Source organism: Bacteroides sp. AM37-9, assembly GCF_003603455.1.
Taxonomy (GTDB): domain Bacteria; phylum Bacteroidota; class Bacteroidia; order Bacteroidales; family Bacteroidaceae; genus Bacteroides; species Bacteroides xylanisolvens.
Window position 1 is genome coordinate 194,844 of record NZ_QTNF01000003.1, and the last position, 25,242, is coordinate 220,085.

The following is a 25,242-nucleotide window of genomic DNA, read 5'->3' on the forward strand; positions in this document are numbered from 1 at the left end:
ATTGTTCAGCACTGTGCCTGAACCTATTGTTCTGTCAATAGTAGTCTAAAGAGGCGTGCTTTACCAGTCATGGTTTAGTGCGAAGCCCTCTTGACAATGCAGTCCTTTACAGAAATATCCAATGTATAGGCTGTTAGGCTGACTGATATGAGTAACATATGTGAATCGCTACACCATCGTAATAAAGAAATAGCTTACGGATATTTATAAGCTATAGCCAAAAGGTGGGTAGTCAGGATAGTCTTTTGGGAATGTAAGGCTACACGGACATCATACTGGCGGTGGAGGGGCGGGCTCTAAGTCGGGCGTCAGTTACTTGTACGGAACTTGGTAAACCCGTATTTCTCCTGTCTATGTCAGGCAGGTAAGCCAATTGCAAGAAAAGCCGAATGTGGTGCGGGTAAAGGATTGCGGAGAAAGTGAATGATTCTGTGTAATGCGGAGGATAGAGGTTTAAACATCACCCCATGCGAAATCAGGCAGACTTCCGCAGGGTAATTCTTTGTGAAACGATTGTAGAACTTTAATAAAATGAAGAAACTGCAAATGAGCAAGGCAAAAGCCGAGTGTGCATCTTTAACCGTACGAAACACGACATGAAAAGATATCGATTCTTCCAAATATGAGCGTAAGGTGAGAAAACTGCAGGTCCGAATAGCAAAGGCCCACAAAGAAAAGAGGTACAACAAGGTAAAGGCCTTACGGTACCTACTTGCCACTTCCTACGAAGCCAAGGCATTGGCGATAAGGAAAGTAACTTCCAATAAAGGTAAACGTACGGCAGGGGTTGACCATATGAAGTGGGACACTGATGCCAAGAAAATAGAAGCTATATGTTTATTGAAAAGGAGAGGATATAAGGCCTTCCCGCTGAGGAAGGTCAACATAGCCAAAGCAAATGGCAAGACAAGATCTTTGGGAATACCAACCATGAAGGACAGAGCCGTGCAGGATATATCTTATGGCTTTAGAACTTATAACTGAAAGTGAAGCGGATGCGAACTCATATGGGTTCAGAAAGTTTAGAAGTACTGCAGATGCAATAGACGCACTTCATAGATGGTTGAGTAGAGACTGTTTACCACAATGGATACTGGAAGGTGACATTAAGGGTTGTTTTGATCATATTAATCATGAATGGCTTCTCAACAATGTGTAGATTGACAGGCTGGTATTAAGGAGATGGCTGAAAAGCGGAGTAGTATTTAATTGCAAAGTATCAATAGATACGCTACACTTTTTCTTTTCGTTGGCAAATCTTAATCCGTATCTTCGTAGCATGAAAGAAGATATACGGATGCGCCAAAAATGGCTTGAGCTATACGTCGAAACGGGTTCTGTGACAAAAACTGCCCTTCGGTGCGGGATTACCCGTTCCACGTTATACCGTTGGATAAATTGCGAGAAAGAACAAGGCAAGTCGGAATTGTCCGATAAGTCTAAACGTCCATCAAGACTTGCCAATATGAAGATAACACCTGAAATTGAAACCATTATCCTTAATCTGTGCGTGAGACAAGAAGAGGGGGAGCGTGGAAAAGCCACTCAACTTTGACCCTTTTGGCCACGCAGAATTATCCCTTTTGGCTAAAATATGATTGACCCCTTTGGCTAAAATAGTGTTGCCCACTTGCTTCACCTATAATTATAGTTTTTTTGTGTAGATTTGAGTACCCTTGTCCTGGTGTAACGGGGGAGAAAATAAAATCTATACAAATGAATAAACGAATCAAAAATATTTTAAGATGTTATGCGGCTGGCATAGGAATCAAGGAAACGGCATCTACGTTTCATATTTCCCGTAATACAGTCCGCAAATATGTCCGCTTATTCCTTTCAAGCGGCAAGAGTATTGAACAGCTTCTTTCCCTGCCCAATGGACAGTTGGATGAACTGTTCGGCTGCACGGATACCCGGCATCGGGAGCCTTCATCCAAAAGGATTGAATTGGAGGCCTTGCTTCCCGGATATGTATCTCGTCTGTCACGCAAAGGTATGAGTGTCCGAAAACTGTTCAAGGAGTACCATACCGAATATCCGGACGGCTATCAGTTGTCTTCCTTCAAACGGATTGTCAGCGAATACAGGTTTCACATTAAGGTTGTCGGTCATGTAGAGCACTATGCCGCAGAGCAGATGTATATTGACTTTGCCGGTGACAGACTTGAAGTTGTTGATGAAATGACGGGCGAGACGAAGAAATCCGAGGTATTTGTTGCCATCCTTCCGTTCAGCCATTATACCTACTGCGAAGCCGTATGGTCGCAACGCAAGGAAGACCTGATAAAGGCATGCGAGAATGCCATTCAATATTTTGAAGGTGTTCCTGCGGCTATCGTCCCCGACAATCTGAAGGCTGCCGTCACACGAAGCGACCGCAACGAACCTGTCATCAATGATGATTTCGCCGCTTTTGCCGAATATTACGGCTGTGTGGTCTATCCTGCTCGTGTGCGTCACCCCAAGGACAAGGCTTTGGTAGAAAATGCCGTAAAGCTCCTCTACCGTTCCATTTACCTTGATATAGAGGGAATGACATTTTCCAGTTTGGAGGAACTCAATACCGCCATCCATATTTCCTTGCTTGATTTCAATGAAAAGGTGATGGCCGGACGGGAGATGTCACGCAAGGAAATATTCCTTCATGGAGAGAAGGATTATCTTCGTCCGCTTCCCGTGAAACGCTACGTAATGAAAGAAAGGAAACTGATGACCGTGGGAAAGAACTCTTACGTTTCCTTGTTCAAGCACCATTACAGTGTTCCAAAAGAGTATGTAGGCAGGCGCATGACGATTCTCTATGATGCCGACACGGTGAAGTAAAATTTAGAAATGCAATAAAAAACAGAATGACGAGAATTAAACGTAAATCGTTTATAATTAAGCATTTTGCGAGAATTACAGAACAGACAGACCTGCAAAAGAAAACAAAATATTGCAACGTTTCAGTTACCAGACTGTTAGCCGCCTGTTTCGGAAACAACGGCAGGTAACCGAATTTTTACCGATAGGGACAAAGCGGATTTGTATTCACTGTTTATCAATGTTTTGCATGCCAAAGGACGCTTTTCAAAGGAGTATTTTTACAACCTAAAAAAGAGCGTTATGAAAGTGGAAAAATTCAAGGTGCTGCTCTACCTGAAAAAGAGCGAGCCGGACAAGACCGGCAAAGCCCCGATCATGGGACGGATCACCCTCAACCGCACGATGGCGCAGTTCAGCTGCAAGCTCTCCTGTACCCCCGGACTATGGAACGCGCGTGAGAGCCGGCTGAACGGCAAGAGCCGGGAAGCGGTGGAGACCAATGAAAAAATAGAGAGACTGCTGCTTGCCGTACACTCGGCCTTCAATTCCCTCATGGAAAGGAAAAAGGATTTCGATGCCGCCGCGGTCAGGGACATGTTCCAGGGTAACGCGGGCATGCAGATGACCCTGCTCAAACTTCTCGACCGGCACAACGAGGAGATGAAGGCCCGTGTGGGCGTGGACCGTGCACCGACGACAATGTCGACCTACGTGTACACCCGGCGCCCCCTTGCCGAATTCATCAAAACGGAATTCAAGGTCTCGGACCTCGCCTTCGGACAGCTCAACGAGCAGTTCATCCGTGACTATCAGGATTTCTGCCTGGAAAAGAAGAGACTGGCGATGGAGACGGTGCGCCATTACCTGTCCATCCTGAAAAAGATCTGCCGCATCGCCTACAAGGAAGGGCACTCGGAGAAATATCATTTCTGCCACTTCAAGCTGCCCAAGCAGAAGGAGACAACACCGAAAGCACTCAGCCGTGAGAATTTCGAGAAGCTGCGTGATCTGGAGATACCGGAAAAACGCAGGCCACATGTCATCACCCGGGATCTCTTCCTCTTCGCCTGTTACACCGGTACCGCCTATGCCGATGTGGTAAGCATCACCCGGGAGAACCTCTTTTGGGATGACGAGGGCAGCCTCTGGCTGAAATACCGGCGGAAGAAGACCGACTACCTCGGACGCGTCAAGCTGCTGCCGGAGGCCCTCGCACTGATCGAAAAGTACCGTGACGATACCCGCGCCACCCTCTTCCCGCCGCAGGACTACCACACGCTCAGGGCCAACATGAAATCCCTGCGCCTGATGGCGGGGCTCAGCCAGGACCTCGTCTACCACATGGGAAGACATTCTTTCGCCTCCCTGGTCACGCTCGAGGAGGGGGTGCCGATCGAGACCATCAGCAAAATGCTGGGACACTCCAATATAAAGACCACCCAAGTCTACGCGCGCGTGACCCCTAAGAAACTGTTCGAGGACATGGACAGGTTCATCGAGGCGACCCGTGATTTGAAACTCATTCTTTAATCCTAAAAAATATCATTATCATGCGTAGTACATTCAAACTCTTATTCTACATCAACCGCAACAAGGTCAGATCGGACGGCACGACCGCCGTCCTCTGCCGGATCAGCATTGACGGCAAGAAGTCAGCCGTTACCACCGGCATCTATTGCAGGCCCGGTGACTGGGACAGCAAGAAGTGTGAAATCAAAACAGTCAGGGAGAACAACCGCCTTGCCGCCTTCCGCAGCCGGCTGGAGGAGGCGTACGCCAACCTGCTGAGGAACCAGGGGGTGGTCACGGCCAAGCTGCTCAAGACCACCGTGTCAGGTGCCAATTCCGTGCCGGAATATCTCCTGCAGGCCGGAGAGGTGGAACGCGAACGTCTCAGGGTCCGCTCCAAGGAGATCAACTCCACCTCGACCTACCGCCAGTCGAAGACCACGCAGCTTAACCTGAGACAGTTCGTCGAATCCCGCGGGATGAGGGACATCGCCTTTTCGGACATCACCGGGGAGTTCGCCGAATCGTTCAAGGTCTTTCTCAAGAAGGAGCTGGGACACAGGAACGGGCATGTGAACCACTGCCTGTGCTGGCTCAACCGGCTCATCTACATCGCCGTGGACCGGGAAGTATTGCGGGCCAACCCGATAGAAGATGTGGCATACGAGAAGAAAGATGCACCTAAACTAAGGCATATCAGCCGCAGTGAACTGAAGCGGATGATGGAGACCCCGATGCCCGACCCGATGATGGAGCTGGCGCGCAGGACATTCATCTTCTCCTGTATGACCGGTCTTGCCTACGCGGACACGAGGGCTCTCCATCCCCGTCATATCGGAAGGACCTCGGAAGGGAGAAGGTATATCCGCATCCGCCGGGCCAAGACGGACGTGGAGGCGTTCATCCCGCTGCACCCCGTGGCCGAACAGATACTGGGGCTTTACAACACCACGGATGAGGGCAAGCCGATATTCCCGCTGCCTGTCCGCGACGTCCTCTGGTACGAGGTGCACGGGATGGGCGTGGCGCTGGGGATGAGGGAGAACCTGTCCTACCATATGGCCCGGCATTCGTTCGGAACCCTGACGCTGACCGCGGGTATTCCGATAGAGAGCATCGCCAGGATGATGGGCCATACAAACATCGACAGCACGCAGGTCTACGCCCAGGTCACCGACCGGAAGATATCCTCGGACATGGACCGGCTGATGGAAAGAAGAAAGTCCGCGGATGCGGCCGGCAAGGAAACCGCCGACTAAATAAGGATTGCCGCCGGAATCGTAAATGCAATTCCGGCGGCAATCTTTAAACTTGAATACGATATTATACCAATGCAGGGTGATAATTCTCCTCCAGCAGCTTCTCGATGTCCGACTGCCTGTACAGGATCTTTCCACCGAGCTGGATATAGGGAATCCGTCCTTGGTCCCTGTAATCCTGCAGGCACCTGCGGCTGATCTTCAACATCCCGGAAAGCTCCCTGTCGGTCAGGAACCGTTCCCCGTTGAAGGGAGGACGGTTGTCACAGGCAAGACGTTCCACTTTTTTCTCTATATTGTCCAGCAGGGCAAAGAACCTGCGGATGCGCCCGTCTTCCTTATCGATAATTCCTTCCATTTCTTCCGTTCTTTAAAGGTTTCCGTTCTTTCTTCTTTCCCTCACCGCCTTCTCCTTGCGTCTGATGCCAACGTAGGTCATCAGCCTCTCCACATCCTCGGGTTTGTAATAGAACTTCCGCTGGAGGCGGGTGAACGCCAGCCGTCTGGTATCGCGGAGGGTCTGCAGGGTACGCGGCGAGATGTCAAGGCGCAGGCAGACATCCTGGCCGTCCAGTCACTCGCCGGGTTCCTTACAGCGGTTTCTCTCATACAATCTGTCCACATGTGTGGACAGGCTCTCGACGCGTACCAGCATCCTCTCAAGGACACCGGTCTCGATGTAGCATATTTCCATATTTTCAACTCATTTAAATGTCGGAGCGAATATAAGGGAAAAAAACATGAGAGGCAAGCACGACCGGCACACTGGCAGGAATAGTCATGGATAGTCGGCTATTGTCATGCGAAAGAGGTAAAGAAAAAATCCCCACCGTACAAAATAAGTATCAAAAAAATGAGTATAAAACCTCTGGAGTGCTCCATATAGGCTAAGAACTTTATCATTGCGATTTCAACAAGTGGTTCCAAACGAGGAATTGCTCCTGAACCTTATTTGTCCTTCGTAGTCTTTTCAATAAAAAGAGACTGGAACATTTAATTATTTGGAATTTAAATCTTATTTTTGTAACTATGATTATAAAATCACTGATCAATAAACACTTTTTAAGGATATAAACAAACTTCTTGTTGACATTCAGAGAAAATTTGCCGTTTTCAAAAAGATGTGGAACAGCTGGTTTCCAAAGGCAACAATGTGGCAGGTATGAAAGCACGTAAAGCTACGTTGGAATTAAGGAGTTTGCTTAAGGAATTCCGTAAGATGTCGGTTGAAGTGGCCAAGTGATCTTTTATCGTCAAGTAGAATATATGTTGAGTTTAAAATAGCCTTCAAAAAATTGTAGTATCATCATGGAACAGAAATCAAACGTTCAATACAGGGCAGAGAAAGAATATAAGAATAGCCGTGAAAAATTCTTTCTTTTATTAAGAGAGATAATTTCCAATTCCATACATGCCGTTTTAATTCGGCAAAATAAAGAAACGAATTTTATCCCTCAGCTAGACCTGAATATTACTTTTGATGAAAATCAATGTAAAATCGAATTAAGGGATAATGGTGAAGGCTTTACAGAAAAAAATCGTCTCTATTTTGAAGAACTTGATAAAAAAAACCTGGAAAAGGAGCAGTTTAATTTCCATCCTTTGGGCCAAGGGAGATTGGCTATTGTATACTTTACCGACTCATCTGAATATGAAACGGTGTATAAGGATAAAGATGGTACATATCAAAAGCGAACCATTCCATATCCAAATACATCTGATGGACTTTTTAATTTTGATGAGTTTGTAGAAGAAATGCCAGAAATAAAAGATACCTATACCAAGCTGACAGCATACTTAAACAAACAAAACACATTAGGACGAGCAAAAACTTTTTTTTATAAATACCCAAACTCAAAAGCATTTAAACAATGGTTTATAGAAACTTTTTTTCCATTCATTGTAACCAATGAACAGCTTGTAGTAAATATTATTTTCAATGGAGAGGATGTTACTGTAAAAAAAGGAAATATTGAATCTGAAACAGAAAGAAAACCTTTTGAAATCAATCTCGCAGAGGGTAATAAATCTTTTATGCTATGGTTGATAAAAAAAGGAACACAAATGCATGGAGAGAATCCGGTAATCTGTTTTGCAAGGAACTTGAAAGCGGATTTATCCAATGGAAAATTAAGTTATTCAATTGATAATAATGACGGTTATTTATTGTATTTAACATCGGAATATTTCGATGAACATGTCGACACAAAAGGCGAAAAAATAGAAATCCCAGTTGATGATATATTAAAAATAAATAAGAAAATAAATGAGATCTTGGATATTGAATTTAGCTCTATTATAGAGAACAACCAAAAGGAGACAAAGCGTAATTTAAAGAATTTCAAAAAGAAGTACCCCTCGCTTGAGACATTTATTGAAGATAGTAATATTATCGATGATAAAAAGATAGTAAATGAGAAAGATATTGTACAATCTGCTATTGACGAGAAGAGTAGGATAGAGAAAAAGTTCTGGAATCAAATAGATAGAGAGTTTGAAAATGAAGAAGATAAACTTTTTAGTGATTCTGAAGAATGTTATAAGCTTTTAAACTCAAGTTTGCATATATATGTCAAACATCGAGAAAGTGTATTGAAACGTTTGCATATGTTAATTCAAAAATTTGATGAAGACGGAAATGATAAATCAGAATTAGAAAGCTCTGTACGAACTCTTTATTAAAAGAGGAACAACTTTAAGTGATTCTTCAAATATCAATCATTTACATAATCTTTGGATTCTTGATGACAAGTTCACAACATTCTCAAACGATTTCAAAGTTAAAAGCACCAAGTCAGGGCAACCTTTGTCAGATGTTTACATTTGGGCTGATGACCCAGAAAAAACAAAACAAATTCTGATCCTTGAGTTAAAATCAACAACAAACGCACATAATGCAGGAAATACCAAAGAAGGAATGATAGCACAGGTTAAAAGATACGCTCACGATTTTTATAAGCATCCACATAAAACATTGAATTGGACTGTGAATACGGAGCAAGTACAATATACAGGTATCATTCTTGCTAGGAAATCCGATATAGACAAGGAGTTGACATCCAATAGTTTTAGTGGCGGATATAAACCTATCCCATTCCTGGCAAATTCATATTACTTTGAGGACAATTTTTCTAAGGATGATAATCCGAGAAATAAAATGGATATTAGGATAGAACTATATTCCTTTGAAGACATTTATGAACTTGCATCGAATAGAAACAATGTATTCTTTAAGTTATTAAAGAAAGAATTTGATATTGAATAAGTTAAGGAGAAGAAAGAAGGGAATAAAACTTTTTTTAGGATAGGGATAAACGGAATTCATAGGTTTGAATCATTCATTACCTATCAAAAGAAAGCAAGATACGGTGAGATGTTAAGGAGCAGGCAGACATCCTGACCGCCCAGTCATTCTCCGAGTTCCTTACAACGTTTTCTCTCATACAATCTGTCACATGTGTGGACAGATTCTCGAAGCATGTCAGCATCCTCTCAAGGACACCGGCTTCAATGTAGTATATTTCCATACGCTCAATTTTTAATGTTCGTTGATACGAATGTAAAGAAAAAAAGACACCTGCTAAACAGAACCAGTCCACTGGCAGGAATAGTCATAGATAGTTAGTTTTTGTCATATGGGAAAGAAAAAGAAAGCCGAAGCAGGGCTGGATTCACTCCCCCCTTTGGGTATGTGAAAGGAACGTTGCGATGAAAAAAAACTCCTCTTCACACATGGACGAAACAACGCCGAGAATTCGGTAATAAAAGATGTGGCTTCTCTGCCCGGGTAAATGCCATGATTACAGAGTTCTTCATGTTCCTATACCATCAGGCTGGTTACCTTCAGATTAAAAACTTATCCAACCTGTGACAGACCCGGATGGGAAAGGCGATGATACCGCCGGATACGCACATAGCCATATGTTTAGATATAGAGATACGACGATAACGATACGCCCTTCTATCGGAATAAGGATATAGCGATATACACGGATAACCATATATAATTATCGGAATAGAGGTATGGCAGGTTGTGGGTGTATGACAGCGTCCATATACCTGATTTCGTTTTTATTATCGGTATTTCAAATGTTCCAAAAAACTCTTTAACAGATTACCATCTGGGATGATCTCCTAAATTCACATGTACCGGACTTTCTATTTACCTGATTACCAAACAGCCGGAATACCAACAAACAGGATACCTTGAAATCCTTTTTCCCTAATGACAATCGGAGAAAACTACCATAACAAACATTCTTGTACCTGATGGCATAATATACCTGAACAGCCCTTTGACGGCTGATTGACCGGAACTTCAGATCCGAGCTTGTCTCCAAAAACAGCCGGCTATTTGTTGAAATCTGTCATTCTGTAACCGTCCCTTCCATCCGTTTTTTCTCTGTGGGCGTCGTCTTTTTTTCTCGTGGTATTATGGTCATGTTACCGGATGGGAAGAGCCATCTCCATCACAACCATGAATTATAGTGTAGCCATATTTGTATATAGCCAGATAATACGCTAGCCGGATAATGCTATCACAGAATTACAATATAGCTGGATATTAAAATAAGGATAGCCGGAAGCGAAGGGAGCACGCACCTTTCCAGATACAGATATCTTAAAATCTCCATTTACAGAAGTGTATAAATATCAATTCACTAATGGAGAACTATAAAGAAAAACATAAGTCACACATGGCTACCTGTCATTCTCCATTTGCAGATGTGTATAAGTAGCAATCCGTTAATGGAGACGATGAAAAAACAATAAGGCGTATACGGCTACATGCCATTCTCCATTTGCAGAAGTGTAGAAGTAGCAATCCGTTAATGGAGACGATGAAGAAAAACAATAAGGCATATACGGCTACATGTCCATTTCTCCATTTGCAGAAGTGTAGAAGTAGCAATCTATTAATGGAGACGATGAAGAAAAAACAATAAGGCGTATACGGCTACATGCCATTCTCCATTTGCAGAAGTGTAGAAGTAGTAATTCGTTAATGGAGAATAAGGTATGTAAAGGGCAGATTTTCCGTATATTCGCCTCCTTATCCCCGAATTATGGGCGTAAGTCACATGGTTATGGAGATATATCTATCTTTTAACGGGGAGAACAGCCGGCAAATATCTGATGGAAAAGCCAAACAAAATACAGGAAAATAGCCACACAACACTCTGATATACAATAATTATTGGATAAACGTGGTCCGCTCCTGCGGACAGCAAGTTGTGTTTTGGTTAAACCAAAACCGTACGGTTTAACGGCAATCGTGCTGCCAAACCATACCCTCCATGAAGCTCCGGAGTCGCTTCTGGATGGATATTAAAAGCGAAAATGTCTAAAAGTGTTAGTTTCTCTCATAAACATTATGTAATACCGTTAATATGCTATATAACCTGGAGAGAGTCAATAGCAGTACGGGACTGTGCAAATGGCCGACATCCTCTCCGAGTGGTCGAAATACAAGGTCTACTGCTTCCTGAAATACGATGCCGAAAACGAGGGAGCCATGCCGGCGATTGCCGTGGGCCGCCCGTACTCGTCAAGCAAGGCGCAGCCGGTCTTCCCCGAAGACGAATCAACGGGTCCGTTCAAAATCCTGTTCAACGAGCACGTGGCGCAGAGCAACCTGAAAGTCGTCAAGACCGACCCGAAATTCCTCGCCGTCACGGGTAAGGCGCTCAGCACCGACGAGAAATTCTTCGAGGTGACTGTCCGTCTGAACCCCGAGTACGACCCGACGATTGCCGGCAGCAGGCAGTACCAGACGGTGAACGCCACGCAGATTTCCAAAAAGACGCACAAGGTTACCGGGAACACGACCGCCAAGGGCGCCGTGACGAAGACGAAAGTCGATCTCTCGACCTACACCATCGTGCCGTACATGTCGCCGCACATCGGCATCATCTCCGACCAGCTCGTGGAGGAGACGACGGAGTATTTCCGCAACTACAACTTAAATGGTATCACCGGGACAGTGACCGCAACCCCTCGAAAAACGGCGTTTACCTGGTGGAAGAGGTCACGACCACGTTCGGCGTGGGCGGGTATCGTCAGCGGTTGAACGTGCCGTACCGGATAAAGTCCGGTGGGGATTAGTCCCAGTCGTTGAAATCGTCGGGTTCCACATCGATACAGGTTACCCCGGGGTAGAGGGTTTCGTGCGCGTGGCAGTGGCATTCACATTCCCCGTTTTCTTCCCGGCAACGGCACTCTTCCCCGTGGCAATGGCAGCATGGCGTCCCGTTGCCGGCATTCATTTCATTATTATCAGTCATCGTTTCCATTTGCAGATTCATAATACGGGCACAAAAATAGGTAAAATCCGGATAGATTTGATATTGGCGGTTATAATGATGAATAATGAAGCCATTCTGACCACCCATGTTGGCTGGTTACAGCATATGGCTGAATCTTTCAAAATTCAAGAAATTAAAGGTAAAAGTACAGATAATATAAATTACGCCACTTGCACCCTGGATACCTTTTGGTTAATATATCATATGTGCTAAAGACAGGATATCCCTATCTTTATCTGAAGAAAGTTCGAATTGACGGGACTATCGGTGAATTAGCCGGAACTGTCGGGACTCATTATAGAGAGACAGGAAACAGGTTTGCAGTGAAACTGAACTCTGTCATTTGACATTTGTCATCCAAGGATTCATTGCTATTCGCTAAAGGAGCGAACAGCAAATGAATCCTGATGTATAATTTATTTTCTTGACTGCAATCCTGATGTTTTATTGCTCATTATACTCATACTCCTTATTGTCAACAACGAATGTTGCATTTTTATGATTTCCTACCCGCCATTCCACTTTCCCATCGGAATATTCCGCAGTTTTGGCAGAAGCCTCTGTCTGGAAAAGAGTATAGCAATGTTCAGGAGCGGTAGATATAAGTTTGACCATGGGTTTTTCGCCGGCAGTATAATATACAACATCAAAAAAGGTTGGATTGGTCTTTGTTGCCGACGAATAAATACAATAATCAGGTGTAAGGCGGTCAAATGTATAAGAATTTGTTCCGTCATTGAAAACCAGTTCGTCTGACACGGACGATTGTTTTTGTTCCGACGGCACTTTCAAGGAGCAGTTTTTGTCCGCATATTCAGAAACTAAATCTGTTTTTTCCTTTAATTTGAGTATATGCTTTTTGGCCTTGAAAAGGAAGTCCGCATACTGTTCTCCTTGTTTCTCATATAATTTGAGGGTTACATTTTCCCCACTTTGAGATTCTTTCAGGAGTTGCGAAGTACAGAATTCCGGAAGTTCCGTTTGGAGGGAAATCCGTTTTAGGGGCGTATCCTTATATAACAAGCGGCCATCATCGGATTTGAGTTCCATCTTATTATCCAAAAGAATCTTATCACCGGGTAGATTTCCGGCCTTTCCATAAGTAACAAAAGTTCCGGGACGCGTGATATATTTCTCCAGTAATTCATACTGTCCTCCGTTAATGGTCAATAAGACATAGATGCCTGGACAATCGGCCGCAGGCAATATGCCTTCATAAGTTCCGTCGTATGGCGGTTGGGAAGACCGGCATGATGATAAAATAAGAATAAAGCCCCAAAGTACTGACTGCAATATTTTTTTATTCATATTCTATAGAAAGTTTTTATGCAATAGTTTCGTGTCATTAGGAATAACACGAAAACTATTGCGATGTTCATTGAAGTTTCTATTTTCCTTCCTCGATAGTACAGATGCTGACACGATTCCAGTCCGCTTCCGAGAACATATTGCCTATGCCTTGTCCTTTCGCAGTAATGCGGTCCGCACTGATGCGGTATTTTTTGACTAATAAATTCATGACGGCATTGGCGCGCGCTTGGGCTATCCGTTCATTGACTTCTATGCTGCCTTCGGGAGACGCGTATCCTTTCACAACGACTTTGGCATTGCTGTGTTTATTCAGGTAAGTTGCAATTCGCTCCACATTGGGCAACTGGGATGCATCAATGGATGATTTTCCTTGTCTGAATGTGACTACAGATTCTAACGTTTTGGCTGTTTCTACAACAGTCTGAACCTGTGGTTCCCGCTTCTGACACTCTTCCAGCATCTGGCTGAGCTGCGCAAGTTTTTGATTTGCAGAATTCAAATCCTGTTTTTTAGAATCTACCTCCATACGCAGCTCATTAATACTCCGGTTTAAACCGTCTATTTCCGCCTGATCATAAGGCTTGGTCATTGTAAAATAATGCTTACCGTTACTGTTCTTGAAATGGTAAACAATACCGGCAGTAATTTCTACGGCGGCATTATTGGCGTTGAAACGGCTCCGGTGCTCGTTGAAGTCTCCTTCCATGTCATACACCAGTGCAGGTTGCAATGCCAACGTCCATTTCTTTTCCGAACCTAAATTAAAGTTGAAGTTCAAGCCTATTTTCGTGCTCCAAGAATTTATATCACCTTTTCCGTTTTCATAATAATGTAGCCAACCGGCTCCCAAAACCGTCTCCATCTCAAAAGTACGGGGAACTCCATGATATCCACCCAGCAGATTCATAAGATTGAACTTTCCCAACAGACTGATATTGGATGCGTCAAAAGCAGTCCTGCTGTTACTCGTATTAATATATCCCATACCTTCGACCCCAAGTCCGAATGCGGGAGTCAACTGTTTGGTCAGGTCCACTCCAACGGCAGGACGCATATTCTTAAAAAAAGCGCTGTGGGTAAGCGGAGTTACTGTTCCGCCCTTTAGTCCAACAGACCAATTATCGAAAAATTTGTTTCCCTCAAGCAGGGTTTGACAATAAGCACTCAATGTGCTTGTACTTAACAAGAAATAGAAAAGAATCTTTTTCATACATTAATAAATTAAATTAGAGTTTTGTTATATTCAAATGATGCAGAATACAGGCTTACACAAAAGGTTCGACAGTATCTGTATTTTATCTTTTAATCCAACATGTGGCATCTGCTATTTTAGAATATTGTTGTTTTAACTAAAGGCAACAGATACAGAAAATCGTCTAAGGGAAAGGCACTCTTTCAATGACAACTCCTTTCCTGCGTATTTCATTGGGAGTATCTCCAATATTTCTTTTACAGAAAGTGGTAAAATGAGAAAACGTTTTAAAATGATATTCCAGCATTATTTGCTTGACTGGCAGAATATTCTCTATCAATTTAAGCTTGATTTCGTGGGAAGTCCGCTTTTGCAGCCATCGGTATGGAGTCTCCCCAGAAAAACATTTTTTGAATAATAAATTGAACATGGTATCATTATATCCGCATAAAACAGCTAAATCTTTAGCGGTCCTGCAGCTTTTGTAATGAGTCATGACAGATACAAAAAAACGCAATTCATTTGACAAGGCATCACGAAAGAAGGATGCTATTTCATGTTTTGAGTAGCAGGTCTTGAATAATGAAAAAAGTTCATATTCCTTGGCCCGGTGCAGTTCCGGGATTTCCATACCTTGCTTCATATAATCAACCAGTAGGTCAAGAAAGGAACGCATTAACGGATAAACAGGAAGAACCTCCACAGGCTTGACTTTCTCAAGCACTATATTCTGCAGATATTTTATTACCTTATCATGAAAATAAGGGGCTACAATGTTGCATGCATGAACGACGAGATGCACGTCATCTATTGCCCTGACTTTACATTTGTGCAGACAACTGATAAAGAACAGCTCATTTTCCATTACGACCTGTGACATAGACTTAATCTGGTCCCTAAAAAAACATAATGTTCCCTTCAACACGAAACAGACTTGAAATTCATGGGAGTCATTCAGGTTCTGAACAGTCTCCCCCTTGCCTAAATAAAGGCATCTGAATTGACTGAATCTGGATAAGGCAAGGGGATCGTTATATAAATCGTTCAATAAAAATAGCTTTTCCATATATTTATAATATTCATGCTAAAAGCATTATTTCTTTAAGGCAAAAGTAAAACAAGAAGCCAAATACAAAAAAAGAGGGGAGTAAATATAAAACCAAAACATTGATAATATAAAACTAAAAATAATATCCATATCGCTATCTGTTATGATTGTAAACACAGAGAGGAGGATTTCCTTCTACAGCCAACGATTTTATAAGACAGAAATATTGGAACGCAAGCATGATAAATATATCCGATATCACAACTTATTGGATAAAGTGATGAACGTTTCATGATTTATTATTTTTCTAATAATTCTTTTCTATGATCTTTATACTTACCGCTTTCAGTTGTTGCCAGCCGGCCTTGTCGGTCACCCGGATCATAAAATGATAATCCCCCGTATCAACATCTTCCGGAATAGGAATATACACTTTGGCATTATAGGTCGATGCGCTTTCTGGAATCTGAAAATCCTGGTTATATACCCAGGGCTTTACGGGTTTCTTCTTCTCCTCCAGCGGACAATCTCCGGCATCGGTACTATGGGTATGGTGGTCGAAATTGTGATGTATCTCGATATTATAGCTGCCCAGACCCATATTGTCAGTAAAAGTATATATGAAAGGGATTTCTTCTCCTTTCACATATACCTGACAGTTCTGCGGTAACGCCTCGCTATCGGTTTCAATGACCGGCTTATCCAAATCCTTGCCGTTCTCATCCTTGCTGCATGCAGCAAGGAGAAAGAACATAAAGGCACAAGGAAGAATGATGCTCCTGCTTTTTACCATGATTCTTATTTTACGGTTATATTAAACTTTTCCTTGAATATCTTATTGGCTCCCAGGGCATATTCCACTCTGATTTCAAGAATATATTCGCCTGCAGCCGCATAATTCCCATGACCATCCCTGGCTTCCAAGCTCTTGTTGAATGCGTATTCCTTCAAATCTCCTTTAGAAAACTCATCCGCCAACGTACTATTATAAAAATACTCACCGGGTGCAGCCTCTTTATAGATGCGTATACGGATGGAATGCAAGGCGTCCTCCGCCTTTACTCTGAACTTTGTCAGAATATCAGAGGCAAGTGCCGAACGGTTGGTTCCAATTTCCACTCCGTACACTTCCGCATTGCTTTTCCTGAACTGCACACCCTCCAGTGAATTTTCCGATACTTCGCCTTTCTTGTCGTATACATTGAAATGCATGTGATAATCTCCTGCAGGGGCATTGTCCGGAATCGCAATATGCTTATGCTGGCCTCCGGTACCCCATTCCTTCTCTCCATTAAAAGTATAGGTAGTGTCCAGTTCGAATGAAGGTGTTCCTTCTTCACTATGTATGAAGACCGTAATCTTTTCGAGTCCGTTTTCCGCCTTGATATGTGCGGACACCATTGGCTTGGTACCTGTATAACCGATCTTATTATCGGAGAAATCATGGGAGGCGCCGAACTTCAAGTCTTCCACGATGATGTGTGCGGCTGCCGCTTTCACCGTCAGTTCCGATTCCCTGGTTTCTGTCTGTCCCAACCGGTCGGTAACGGTAAAATGCAGGTGATATTTTCCGGCAGGCGCTTCGGAGGGAATCTCTATATGCTCATGGAAATGAGCGTTCTTTACACCTATATACTTGCCTTCGGTGAAAGACTTTTCTATCTTGAAATCGCCGCCGTCTTCCTGGTGGATCTCTATATCAATACGCCTGATCAGATTTTCGGCTATGATCTCGCCTTCCAAGTGGAGGTCACTTCCGGCAATTCCGGTTTTACTGTTTTCTTTGCCCACTTCATTCAAACCAACGATTGGTTTCCCTGTGCTTTCTTTCTCATCATCACAGGATGAAAAGGTAAACATGCATAAACCCATCAATAGAACTACTGTCAATACTAAATTCTTTTTCATAATCTTCTTTTTTTATTTGAAGGAGGTACCGGTGCTTTGTTTTCCGGTACGTTCCTTCGATGTTTGTTAATCAATTATTGTTTAAAAATCAAATCCTATCATTAAAGAAAAGTTACGTCCCGGTTCGGGTACGTCAATCAGCCGGTAATAGCTGGTATGGTCGTAATACTTCCTGTTCAGCAGGTTCAGTCCCTGAAAGTTCAGTCTTAGCCGGAAGTCTTTCCATACAAAAGCCTTTCCGACCGCCATATTAAGCACTCCATAGCCCCGGGTTGGCTTTTCGGGAGGGACAATCCCATTCTGATCGCCGACAATTTTATACGTTGCCGAGACAAACCCCGCCTCACGTCCCTCCCTGGCAGGGTGCGTGTATTTTAATTCCACACTGGCACTCCATGGAGGAGAGAAAGGCAGGGTATATCCTTTCTTGTCACCGGAGAGTTGCTCCGCATACAGGTATTCCCCCTTTAATCCGGCCTCCAGACAGCATATGGGCTTGTAATTGACTTCAGCCTCAAATCCGTAACGAATCACCCGGCTTTGTGTGTAATAATAGGTTTGCAGGCCTTCGGTATACGTTGAGGTCGGGTTCAAATAGATATAATTTGGGAAATAGTTCAGGTAAGGATCTATTTGAATATTGACCGCACCGGTGTGCCAGTTCATTCCGAGATCAAGCTGGTATGATTCTTCCGGGGATAAGCCGGCGCTTCCCTTTTCGTACCGGAATATGTGGTAATTGATTCCGTCAGCCCCCAATTCTTTGGGAATCGGCACACGGAAGCTTTTTCCGATATTTACTTTCAATATCCATTGCCCAGCACTGTAATTAATCCCCAGCGAACCGGTGAGACTGGTGAAAGAGCGCTTTAAACCGGCGGCTCTTTCTTTAAAGACGGAATCGGCTTCTTCCACAGGTGTCTTATACCAGTCATGATAGCTGTGAATATGGGTGTTTACTCTGTCCAGTCGTAATCCGGCGCTCAATATCAGGTTCTCAAGCAGAAAATAACGGTCCATGACATATCCTCCCAGCGAGGTTGTCTCAAAATCGGGAATGATAAATCCCCAGCCGCCACGTCTGTTATGCTGATACTCTGCATTCACCCCAGCATTAAGGCTATGCTTTCCGGCTATCAACACTTTCATTCCAATACCTGCCGTATAAGTATTCTTGGTGTATTTCCTTTCCAGGGTATTGGAAGGCGTAGGCATATAGCCGTGTGAGACCGGCTCCGACAATTCCTTGCGGAGATTGTGCTGGAATGACAGATTGCCCTCCCAACGGATGTTCCCTGAATGCCATGTTGAATGGTTCATAATTTTCAGATGGTTGACCAGATGGTACGGCAGATCGATATCACGTCTGGAACGGTCATAATCTATATCCGACAGCCGTACCTCCAAACCGTGGGCATTGGCAAAAAATCCGCTTTTGGTATAAATATCGGATATTTTGAAAGCGGTGGAGAAATGGTCTCCCACATACCCTAATGTAAAACTCCCGTCCTGTTCTTTGCCTGCCGTATTGCGTAAACGCCGGTCCTTTAATTTAATGTAATAGGAATAATATTGAATGCTGTCCGCGGGAACTTTGTAATCTGCATAATCCACCAGTGTCAGGCCCACTTTGTAATAAAGCCTGTCCCTCTTTCCCGCCATTTGTGCCGAAAGACCGACCGATTCGTTATTACTTCGCATAAAAAGTTCCGCCCTGCTTTCATACGGTCTCGCCGGTATATAGTCGCTATACAGGTTTATGACCCCTCCAATGGCATCCGAACCATAGAGCAGGGCAGCCGGTCCTTTTATCACCTCAATCCTGTCTACTGAAAACTGGTCAATTTCAAGACCGTGCTCTTCTCCCCACTGCTGCCCTTCGTGTTTGATGCCGTTTTCCGTCACGACCATGCGGTTGAACCCCAGTCCCCTTATAACCGGTTTGGATTGCCCGGAACCGATATTCATCGCCTTCACACCCGGTATTCCCGCCAATGTTTGCGGCAGACTGCCTGAAAGATTCATTTCAAGGTAGGACTTGCCGATTCTGACAAGACTTTGGGAGGATCTCATCTGAGTATCCCGCCTGCTGTCATTTCCCATGATGACCACTTCGCTTAACGTCACGCCATCCTTTGTCATGTCCGGAACACTGTCCTGGTGCTGGGCATGAGAATGAATGATGAACAGGAATGACGCAACGGTTGCAACAACTCTTTTCATCGCTATTTTTTTAGATTATCGATAGAACCTTCTGCCGGAAATTATTCCTTAAAATCCGGCATATTAGCCATATGCCTTCCTGCATTTGCCGTCGGAAAAGGATATACAATATCCGTATTTGTATAATCGAATGATACAAATATCATATGCCATAACCTGTTTTTTCGGACAGACAATGTGCAGGCACACCCACAATGGTGTGGCAAATTTTCGCATTTGTTTATAGTAATGCAGATAAAGAGGGAGGGGCGCGCAGATTATACGGATGAACGGGCTGATAACCCTTCATACCCATATAAGCAACCGGTTCATAATTAAAAAGTGGAATTATAATCTGAATATGGAAAGATTCAGCCTGTGTAAATGGGGAAAGGGTAAAATGGCAGACAGGACATTGATTGCAGGGGCTCTGAGGATGCCCGTTGTCTGAATGGCAGACAGCAATCTCTTCGTGGTGGTGCATAGCCTTCACCACGAAGACAGGCATGAGTGTCATAAGTAACAGCCATGCGACAGCAATTCTGTTTTTTGTCCTTACTTTCATCTACCTACTTTCATAGAAACGCTGCAAAGATAATAAAAACATTCAAATGAAACAGTTTTCAGACATGAAACATTGTTTCATTTTTTTTAGATATCATCAGAATACCTATAAACAGGTGTTTGTTCATGTCGAAACACTGTTTCAAAATCCCGAACCATGCTATCTGCTTGTTTTGATACTTTCTGATTATTAAGTATATTTGCAATATAAACCAATCAGCCATTATGAGTGCAATAGATATATTAAGGGAAAAAGGGCTTAAAAAGAGCGCCCAACGAATAGCCATTATTTCTATTTTGCTTGACAAGCGGTTCCCGTTGACAGAAAGTGATATCAAGGAAGAAATGGGCGATATGTATGACCGGATCACGTTTTACCGGACGATACAGACTTTGTTGGAAGCAAACATTATTCATCGGATCACAATAGACAACGTTACGGCCAGATATGCACTGAATAACTCCCCCAATCACAGCCATATTCATTTTTATTGCAAAATATGTCATTCTGTAACTTGTTTTGAGGATATTCCATTGCAAGAATATCACTTGCCTGAGAATTTTGAACAAGAGGAATGTGAGGTCCTGATTAAAGGGACATGTAATAAATGTAAAGTCGAACATTCTTGAATATCTAAGACAGGGATAAATAAAATTCACGACAAAATCTATTTGTCGTGAATTTTATAAGATTGGCTTTTAGTCTTCTTTTCCCAAAACCTTCCAGTACTCCATATTGGTAACCTTTTCCAATAAAATTTTTCTATCCCCTTCCCGAATGTTGTCAGCAGCTACAGGCGGAACCAAGGCAGCACGATTGCCGAATCCACGCCATTTGAGCATATGGCTGGGGACCCCGCGTTCAAGCAAGGCTTTATATACCGCTTTTGCACGGCGCTCAGACAACCGCAAATTATACTGCGCGCTTCCACGGGCATCTGTATATCCCGTGATCAGGAAATGACTATCCGGGTAATTCTTCAGCAAAGCTGCCAGCCTGTCCAGAATCTTATGGGAAACAAGAGTAATCACGTCCTTGTCAAATTCAAAATGAATATTCTCTAACAAATCGCAAAATACCGTATCCACCATGACAGGAACTTTCTCTTTTCTCTCTACAACCCGTTCAACGATTCTTTCCACCTCGACCGGCTTTTCCACCTCTACATACCGAACTACTGGAGGTGTATGCTTGTTCTTTCCGCCAATACGCCAGATAACACTGGCAGAAATCTGCACGAAGTGGGGAAGACTCTTTTGTACGGGTAGAAGATATTCACCTTGCAGACCTAGCCCGAACGAGTTACTTAACCAGGCTTTTACCCCCGCGCCGAAAGACAGGGGGATAAAGGAGTTCTTATCGGATGAGCGCCCGTCAGGGTTCCATGTATCAAAAGACTCCCAACGCGCTTCTCCTGTAGGATCATCCACAAAATTACCGCCATATACGGAAGTAAAATCCTTATGCAGATAATTTACCCCGACTCTAAGATACGGTTCCACCCATTTGGACTTGAACAAGGGGGTAAAACGGAATTGCAAGCCTAATCCCCCCATGTACAGCCAATCATGTTTCCTGCCGCTTCCTGTGGTACGGTTGTTGCTTGTCACTCCGACAGTCCCCTGCAGGTCCAGATAAAACCATCGGTTCAATTCCCGTGCCACGTACAGGTTAGCCCCACCCATCAGATGATTTGCCTTCAGATTATAAAAGTAATTTTCCGGTGTGCTCCGGAAACCGGTTATCGCCACACGGTTCCAGTTTATCAGTGAACCACCGACACCGATCTCCCAGGCTTTTGATGCTTTTTCCTGTTGTCCGTCGTGTATGGTCACTTCTTCCTGAGAAGGTGCGCGACGGGTTGTTTCTGTGTCTTGCCCTCTTGCTACCAAAGAGACTGGCAGCAAGGAGAGGAAGACAAAACCTATCATTTTTTTCTTCATATTCATATTCAATTATCCGATAAATAAATCAATCCATCCAGTCAGCCGGACAATTTTTGACTGCCAAAGGAGTTTTTTGGGACCTGTCTGCAAAATCAACTAAATAATACTGATCGCCCTCTTTGGTCAGGTAGTAAGCGTAACGCCCACGGTACTCGTTAGTATTGTAGAATACTATCTGGCTTCCACTTTTCTGCCTTGAGCGGACATCCACGCCAATCCAGTTGTTGGGATAGGCGCTTGTCAGGCAGAACCGTCTGCCACCCTTTGAAAGTTCCAGCGTTCCCGTATGTACGGTTCCTCCCGTTCCGTTGATGAAAGTACGCATTTGTATGAACACAGCCCGGTTATCAGCCAAAGCGGATGCAGAAAGGTTGCCTTCCGGATGTTTCCAGATATTGGTACCTTCCTCTTTCTGCAATCTATCTTGTCCTGTCGGGTAAGAGTATGTCTTATAAAAGTCCGGTAACTTATCCGTGTCAATTTCTCCCCATAGGGTGGTGACACCCTCCTTGATTTCGACAAAGACACTGTTCTCCTTGAAACCCGGAGCCGGATATAATTCCGGAACGTGTATCTTATCCTGTAAATATATCGTCTGTCCATAGTCGTTGGAATTTCCCTCACCATCACCGAAATAAAGGCCTACATAGTTTTCTTTTCCGTCCCACTCATACTGTTTCAACCGGCTGATAGTATCATTCTTTGCAATATTGGCCTTCTCTGTTGCTGTAAAGACCATCGGACGTATTATGTATAAATAAGTATCCCCTCCGCTATAACGTTTTAATTTACTTTTATCTATATTCTCTTCATTTACAGGTTGATTTATATCATTAATCTTAGATGATTTCATACTACTATAAGGGGTCGTAATGGCACTTGGGTAACTGCCCCATTCTCCATCTACCTGCCGCTCAATTTTGTATGATATATATAAATACTCCAATGAATTTATTTCCGATGTATAGGCACTCAGATACGCACCACTCACACTGGCTCTGACATTTATCCTGTTCGGCACCAGCGTGTTCCTTGCACTTGTTTCCTGCGCTCCATCAACCGTTACGGTTACGCTTCCTCTTCTGTCCGACAGTTCTTTCATGTCCGGCAACTTGTCCCATGTGACCTTGAACTGCCCCTCGGCATCCGTTGTAAATGTCTCCGTGGAAGATACGCCGGGTAAGCCGCTCACATTTACGCCTGCCGCGACTTTTTTGCCGGCCTTGTCATACACGGTAAAGAGCACCGATCCGTCCGAAGGTATTACATACTCTTTCAATAAAGAGTTCCAGTATTCGGGAATAACATTATATTTTCCGATTTCCACCTCGATCACCGAAGATTTGCCTGTGAGGAAATCCCAAAAGTCCGTCTGCTTATTCCGGTCTGCCGGCCATTTCTGGTCAGGATTATGCGGATTGTCCACTTCACCGGATGAAATGTACTCTTTCCAAAGTTCATAGGCACTTTTACCATTGGTCCCGTTTGTTCCATTGGTTCCGTTTTTGCCATCTTTGCCGAAAGCGGACTTGCCGGTATCCTTACCGTTAATATACCAGTGTCCATTCTCGCCAATGGCCACCTCGGGAGATTTTCCGTCCTGTCCCACAGCCTTCTTACCGGTGTCCGTGCCGTTCACGAACCAGTTGCCGTTACCACCGATGGTGACTGTCGGTGACACTCCGTCCTTGCCGTTCACGCCATCCTGACCTACAGCCTTCTTGCCTGTGTCCACGCCGTCAATGAACCAGTTGCCGTTATTGCCAATGGTGACTGTTGGTGACACGCCATCCTTACCATTCGTTCCATCCTGCCCCACAGCCTTCTTGCCTGTGTCCACACCGTCAATAAACCAGTTGCCGTTATCGCCAATGGTGACTGTCGGTGACACTCCGTCCTTGCCGTCCGCTCCATCCTGGCCCACAGCCTTCCTGCCGGTATCTACACCGTCAACAAACCAGTTGCCGTTATCACCGATAGTGACCGTCGGGGGCACGGCATCACGACCGTCCTTGCCATCTTTTCCATCCGCTCCATTCTGACCGTCACGACCGCGTGCGCCAATACCAGTATCCTCATTGCCAATAAACCAGTTTCCATTATCTCCCACATGGGGTGTCTGTCCGTCCTCGCCACTGGCACCGGTCAGGAAGCGCCAGAAGTCCTGTATCGTATTATTTTCGGGAGACCACTTTTTATCTGGATCATGCGGATTATCCACACTACCGTCCGCAATCATCTCTTTCCATTGCTCGAAGGCGCTTTGCCCGTCTTGACCGTCCTTGCCATCCTTACCTTTTAAATATTTGAAAAAGTCTGCCACTTCCGTCTGATCCTTCGGCCAGTTTACAGTTCCGTCCGCCACTTTTTCCTTCCAAAACTCATAGGCTGAAAGCCCCGTATCACCTTTGGGACCCTTGGGCATGGTGATATCTACATCCGTACAAGAAGCTATTAACAAAAAAACAACTATCCCATACCACTGCATAATTCTTAATTTACACATTTGAACTTTATTTTTTAGTTAATTTATTTATAAATTAAATTAGTATCCTGTTATGTTCCAATGATGTAGGTATGAACTGCGAATCACACGTCATTTATTGCCCAAATTTTACATTTGTGCAAACAACTGATAAAAAGCTCTTTTTTCATTGCTGACCGTAACATTGATTCGGTCTGATCCCTAAAAACATAATGTTCATTTATAATCAAAACAGACTTGAAATTCATGGGAGCTATTCAGATTCTGAACAGCCTTCCCTCATCTATATAAATACATCAGAATTGGTAAATCCTGAATAAATTAAGGGATCGCGCAACATATATCATTCGATAAATTAGCTTTTTTCATATTATAGTTCATGCTAAAAAACATCAATTTTCGACGCAAAGATAGAACAAGAATACAGATCTGGACAAACAAAGGAAACAAATATGAAACTAAAACACAGATGATATAAAACCAAAAATCATATTGATATTGCAGTCTATTATTCAAGTACGGAATGTTCTGCAAGTAACTTCAGTTACATCATTTCTTTTCCAAAAGCGAGTGCACGTTCTATGCTTCGGAGATAGATTGTAAATTCCGCTTCTCTATCTCCCGTTGGCAAATCCAAACCTGCGTAAGGCCTATATTTGCTAAAATCACCCTCTGTAGAGAATAGGTCTCAATGGACGCAACACATG

The 25,242-nt window shown here is 43.8% G+C and carries 22 protein-coding genes and 2 pseudogenes; 12 read left to right on the plus strand and 12 right to left on the minus strand.

The genetic code is table 11. From position 1 onward, the window contains the following. Positions 1 to 633 precede the first annotated feature (633 nt). From DW862_RS03445 to DW862_RS03470, 6 genes and pseudogenes are all read left to right on the plus strand, one after another. Positions 634 to 984, plus strand: coding sequence for a reverse transcriptase N-terminal domain-containing protein (locus tag DW862_RS03445; RefSeq protein WP_004308130.1), 351 nt, complete (start codon positions 634 to 636; stop codon positions 982 to 984). After that, a complete protein-coding gene (locus tag DW862_RS03450) occupies positions 962 to 1,159 on the plus strand; it encodes a reverse transcriptase domain-containing protein (protein ID WP_008775183.1) in 198 nt (65 codons plus the stop codon). The genes DW862_RS03445 and DW862_RS03450 overlap by 23 nt, the downstream gene beginning before the upstream one ends. A gap of 120 nt (positions 1,160 to 1,279) precedes the next feature. Next, a complete protein-coding gene (locus DW862_RS03455; RefSeq protein WP_087306331.1) occupies positions 1,280 to 1,555 on the plus strand; it encodes a helix-turn-helix domain-containing protein in 276 nt (91 codons plus the stop codon). A gap of 161 nt (positions 1,556 to 1,716) precedes the next feature. After that, a pseudogene (gene istA / locus DW862_RS03460) lies at positions 1,717 to 2,820 on the plus strand (IS21 family transposase); the annotation flags it as partial. Positions 2,821 to 3,105: 285 nt separating this feature from the next. Next, complete coding sequence (locus tag DW862_RS03465; RefSeq protein WP_120067292.1) at positions 3,106 to 4,335, plus strand: site-specific integrase; 1,230 nt, start codon at positions 3,106 to 3,108, stop codon at positions 4,333 to 4,335. Positions 4,336 to 4,355: 20 nt separating this feature from the next. Further along, on the plus strand, positions 4,356 to 5,573 hold the full coding sequence (locus tag DW862_RS03470) for a site-specific integrase (protein ID WP_087306469.1): 1,218 nt from the start codon (positions 4,356 to 4,358) through the stop codon (positions 5,571 to 5,573). Positions 5,574 to 5,637: 64 nt separating this feature from the next. On the opposite strand, the gene DW862_RS03475 is transcribed toward DW862_RS03470, so the two are convergent. Both DW862_RS03475 and DW862_RS03480 read right to left on the minus strand, forming a co-directional pair. Then, a complete protein-coding gene (locus DW862_RS03475) occupies positions 5,638 to 5,931 on the minus strand; it encodes a helix-turn-helix domain-containing protein (protein ID WP_118326067.1) in 294 nt (97 codons plus the stop codon). Positions 5,932 to 5,943: 12 nt separating this feature from the next. Further along, positions 5,944 to 6,147 carry a helix-turn-helix domain-containing protein gene (locus DW862_RS03480; protein WP_083804140.1) on the minus strand — a complete coding sequence of 68 codons (204 nt, stop codon included), beginning with the start codon at positions 6,145 to 6,147 and terminating at the stop codon, positions 5,944 to 5,946. A 528-nt stretch (positions 6,148 to 6,675) separates the two neighbouring features. On the opposite strand from DW862_RS03480, the gene DW862_RS26130 reads away from it, so the two are divergent. From DW862_RS26130 to DW862_RS03500, 4 genes and pseudogenes are all read left to right on the plus strand, one after another. Then, positions 6,676 to 6,816: a histone H1 gene (locus DW862_RS26130; protein WP_192938491.1), complete on the plus strand. Its 141-nt coding sequence runs from the start codon at positions 6,676 to 6,678 to the stop codon at positions 6,814 to 6,816. Between the two features lie 65 nt (positions 6,817 to 6,881). Next, entirely contained in the window at positions 6,882 to 8,255 is a 1,374-nt protein-coding gene (locus tag DW862_RS03485; protein WP_008665350.1) for an ATP-binding protein, read from the plus strand. Between the two features lie 124 nt (positions 8,256 to 8,379). After that, positions 8,380 to 8,838 (plus strand): hypothetical protein, encoded by a 459-nt coding sequence (locus DW862_RS26260; protein WP_227204746.1) that lies wholly within the window; start codon positions 8,380 to 8,382, stop codon positions 8,836 to 8,838. 2,172 nt (positions 8,839 to 11,010) lie between these two features. After that, positions 11,011 to 11,678: pseudogene (locus tag DW862_RS03500) on the plus strand (hypothetical protein); the annotation flags it as partial. Here the strand turns inward: DW862_RS03500 and DW862_RS25775 are convergent. Beyond that, positions 11,675 to 11,965: a hypothetical protein gene (locus DW862_RS25775; RefSeq protein ID WP_034532971.1), complete on the minus strand. Its 291-nt coding sequence runs from the start codon at positions 11,963 to 11,965 to the stop codon at positions 11,675 to 11,677. The pseudogene DW862_RS03500 and the gene DW862_RS25775 sit on opposite strands and share 4 nt — an antisense overlap. A gap of 119 nt (positions 11,966 to 12,084) precedes the next feature. Between DW862_RS25775 and DW862_RS25780 the strand changes: the two genes are divergently transcribed. Further along, positions 12,085 to 12,225 carry a hypothetical protein gene (locus tag DW862_RS25780; protein WP_157132500.1) on the plus strand — a complete coding sequence of 47 codons (141 nt, stop codon included), beginning with the start codon at positions 12,085 to 12,087 and terminating at the stop codon, positions 12,223 to 12,225. Positions 12,226 to 12,322: 97 nt separating this feature from the next. Here DW862_RS25780 and DW862_RS03510 read toward each other — a convergent pair whose 3' ends face one another. The 7 genes from DW862_RS03510 to DW862_RS03540 form a co-directional block, all read right to left on the minus strand. After that, entirely contained in the window at positions 12,323 to 13,186 is an 864-nt protein-coding gene (locus tag DW862_RS03510; RefSeq protein WP_008665343.1) for a copper resistance protein NlpE N-terminal domain-containing protein, read from the minus strand. Positions 13,187 to 13,265: 79 nt separating this feature from the next. Beyond that, complete coding sequence (locus DW862_RS03515; protein WP_008665342.1) at positions 13,266 to 14,399, minus strand: OmpA family protein; 1,134 nt, start codon at positions 14,397 to 14,399, stop codon at positions 13,266 to 13,268. Between the two features lie 166 nt (positions 14,400 to 14,565). Continuing rightward, positions 14,566 to 15,447, minus strand: a complete 882-nt coding sequence (locus tag DW862_RS03520; protein WP_008665340.1) for an AraC family transcriptional regulator — start codon at positions 15,445 to 15,447, stop codon at positions 14,566 to 14,568. A gap of 289 nt (positions 15,448 to 15,736) precedes the next feature. After that, positions 15,737 to 16,222 carry a DUF4625 domain-containing protein gene (locus tag DW862_RS03525; protein ID WP_008653094.1) on the minus strand — a complete coding sequence of 162 codons (486 nt, stop codon included), beginning with the start codon at positions 16,220 to 16,222 and terminating at the stop codon, positions 15,737 to 15,739. 5 nt (positions 16,223 to 16,227) lie between these two features. Next, on the minus strand, positions 16,228 to 17,337 hold the full coding sequence (locus DW862_RS03530; protein ID WP_087306473.1) for a DUF4625 domain-containing protein: 1,110 nt from the start codon (positions 17,335 to 17,337) through the stop codon (positions 16,228 to 16,230). An 81-nt stretch (positions 17,338 to 17,418) separates the two neighbouring features. Further along, on the minus strand, positions 17,419 to 19,560 hold the full coding sequence (locus DW862_RS03535) for a TonB-dependent receptor (protein WP_008665336.1): 2,142 nt from the start codon (positions 19,558 to 19,560) through the stop codon (positions 17,419 to 17,421). Between the two features lie 220 nt (positions 19,561 to 19,780). Then, positions 19,781 to 20,104, minus strand: a complete 324-nt coding sequence (locus DW862_RS03540) for a hypothetical protein (RefSeq protein WP_008665334.1) — start codon at positions 20,102 to 20,104, stop codon at positions 19,781 to 19,783. 224 nt (positions 20,105 to 20,328) lie between these two features. On the opposite strand from DW862_RS03540, the gene DW862_RS03545 reads away from it, so the two are divergent. Further along, positions 20,329 to 20,733: a Fur family transcriptional regulator gene (locus tag DW862_RS03545; protein ID WP_032940363.1), complete on the plus strand. Its 405-nt coding sequence runs from the start codon at positions 20,329 to 20,331 to the stop codon at positions 20,731 to 20,733. A gap of 69 nt (positions 20,734 to 20,802) precedes the next feature. Here DW862_RS03545 and DW862_RS03550 read toward each other — a convergent pair whose 3' ends face one another. Together DW862_RS03550 and DW862_RS03555 are read right to left on the minus strand one after the other, a co-directional pair. Then, entirely contained in the window at positions 20,803 to 22,047 is a 1,245-nt protein-coding gene (locus tag DW862_RS03550; protein WP_034532992.1) for an OmpA family protein, read from the minus strand. Between the two features lie 28 nt (positions 22,048 to 22,075). Then, positions 22,076 to 24,556 carry a hypothetical protein gene (locus DW862_RS03555; RefSeq protein ID WP_087306477.1) on the minus strand — a complete coding sequence of 827 codons (2,481 nt, stop codon included), beginning with the start codon at positions 24,554 to 24,556 and terminating at the stop codon, positions 22,076 to 22,078. Positions 24,557 to 25,242 lie beyond the last annotated feature (686 nt).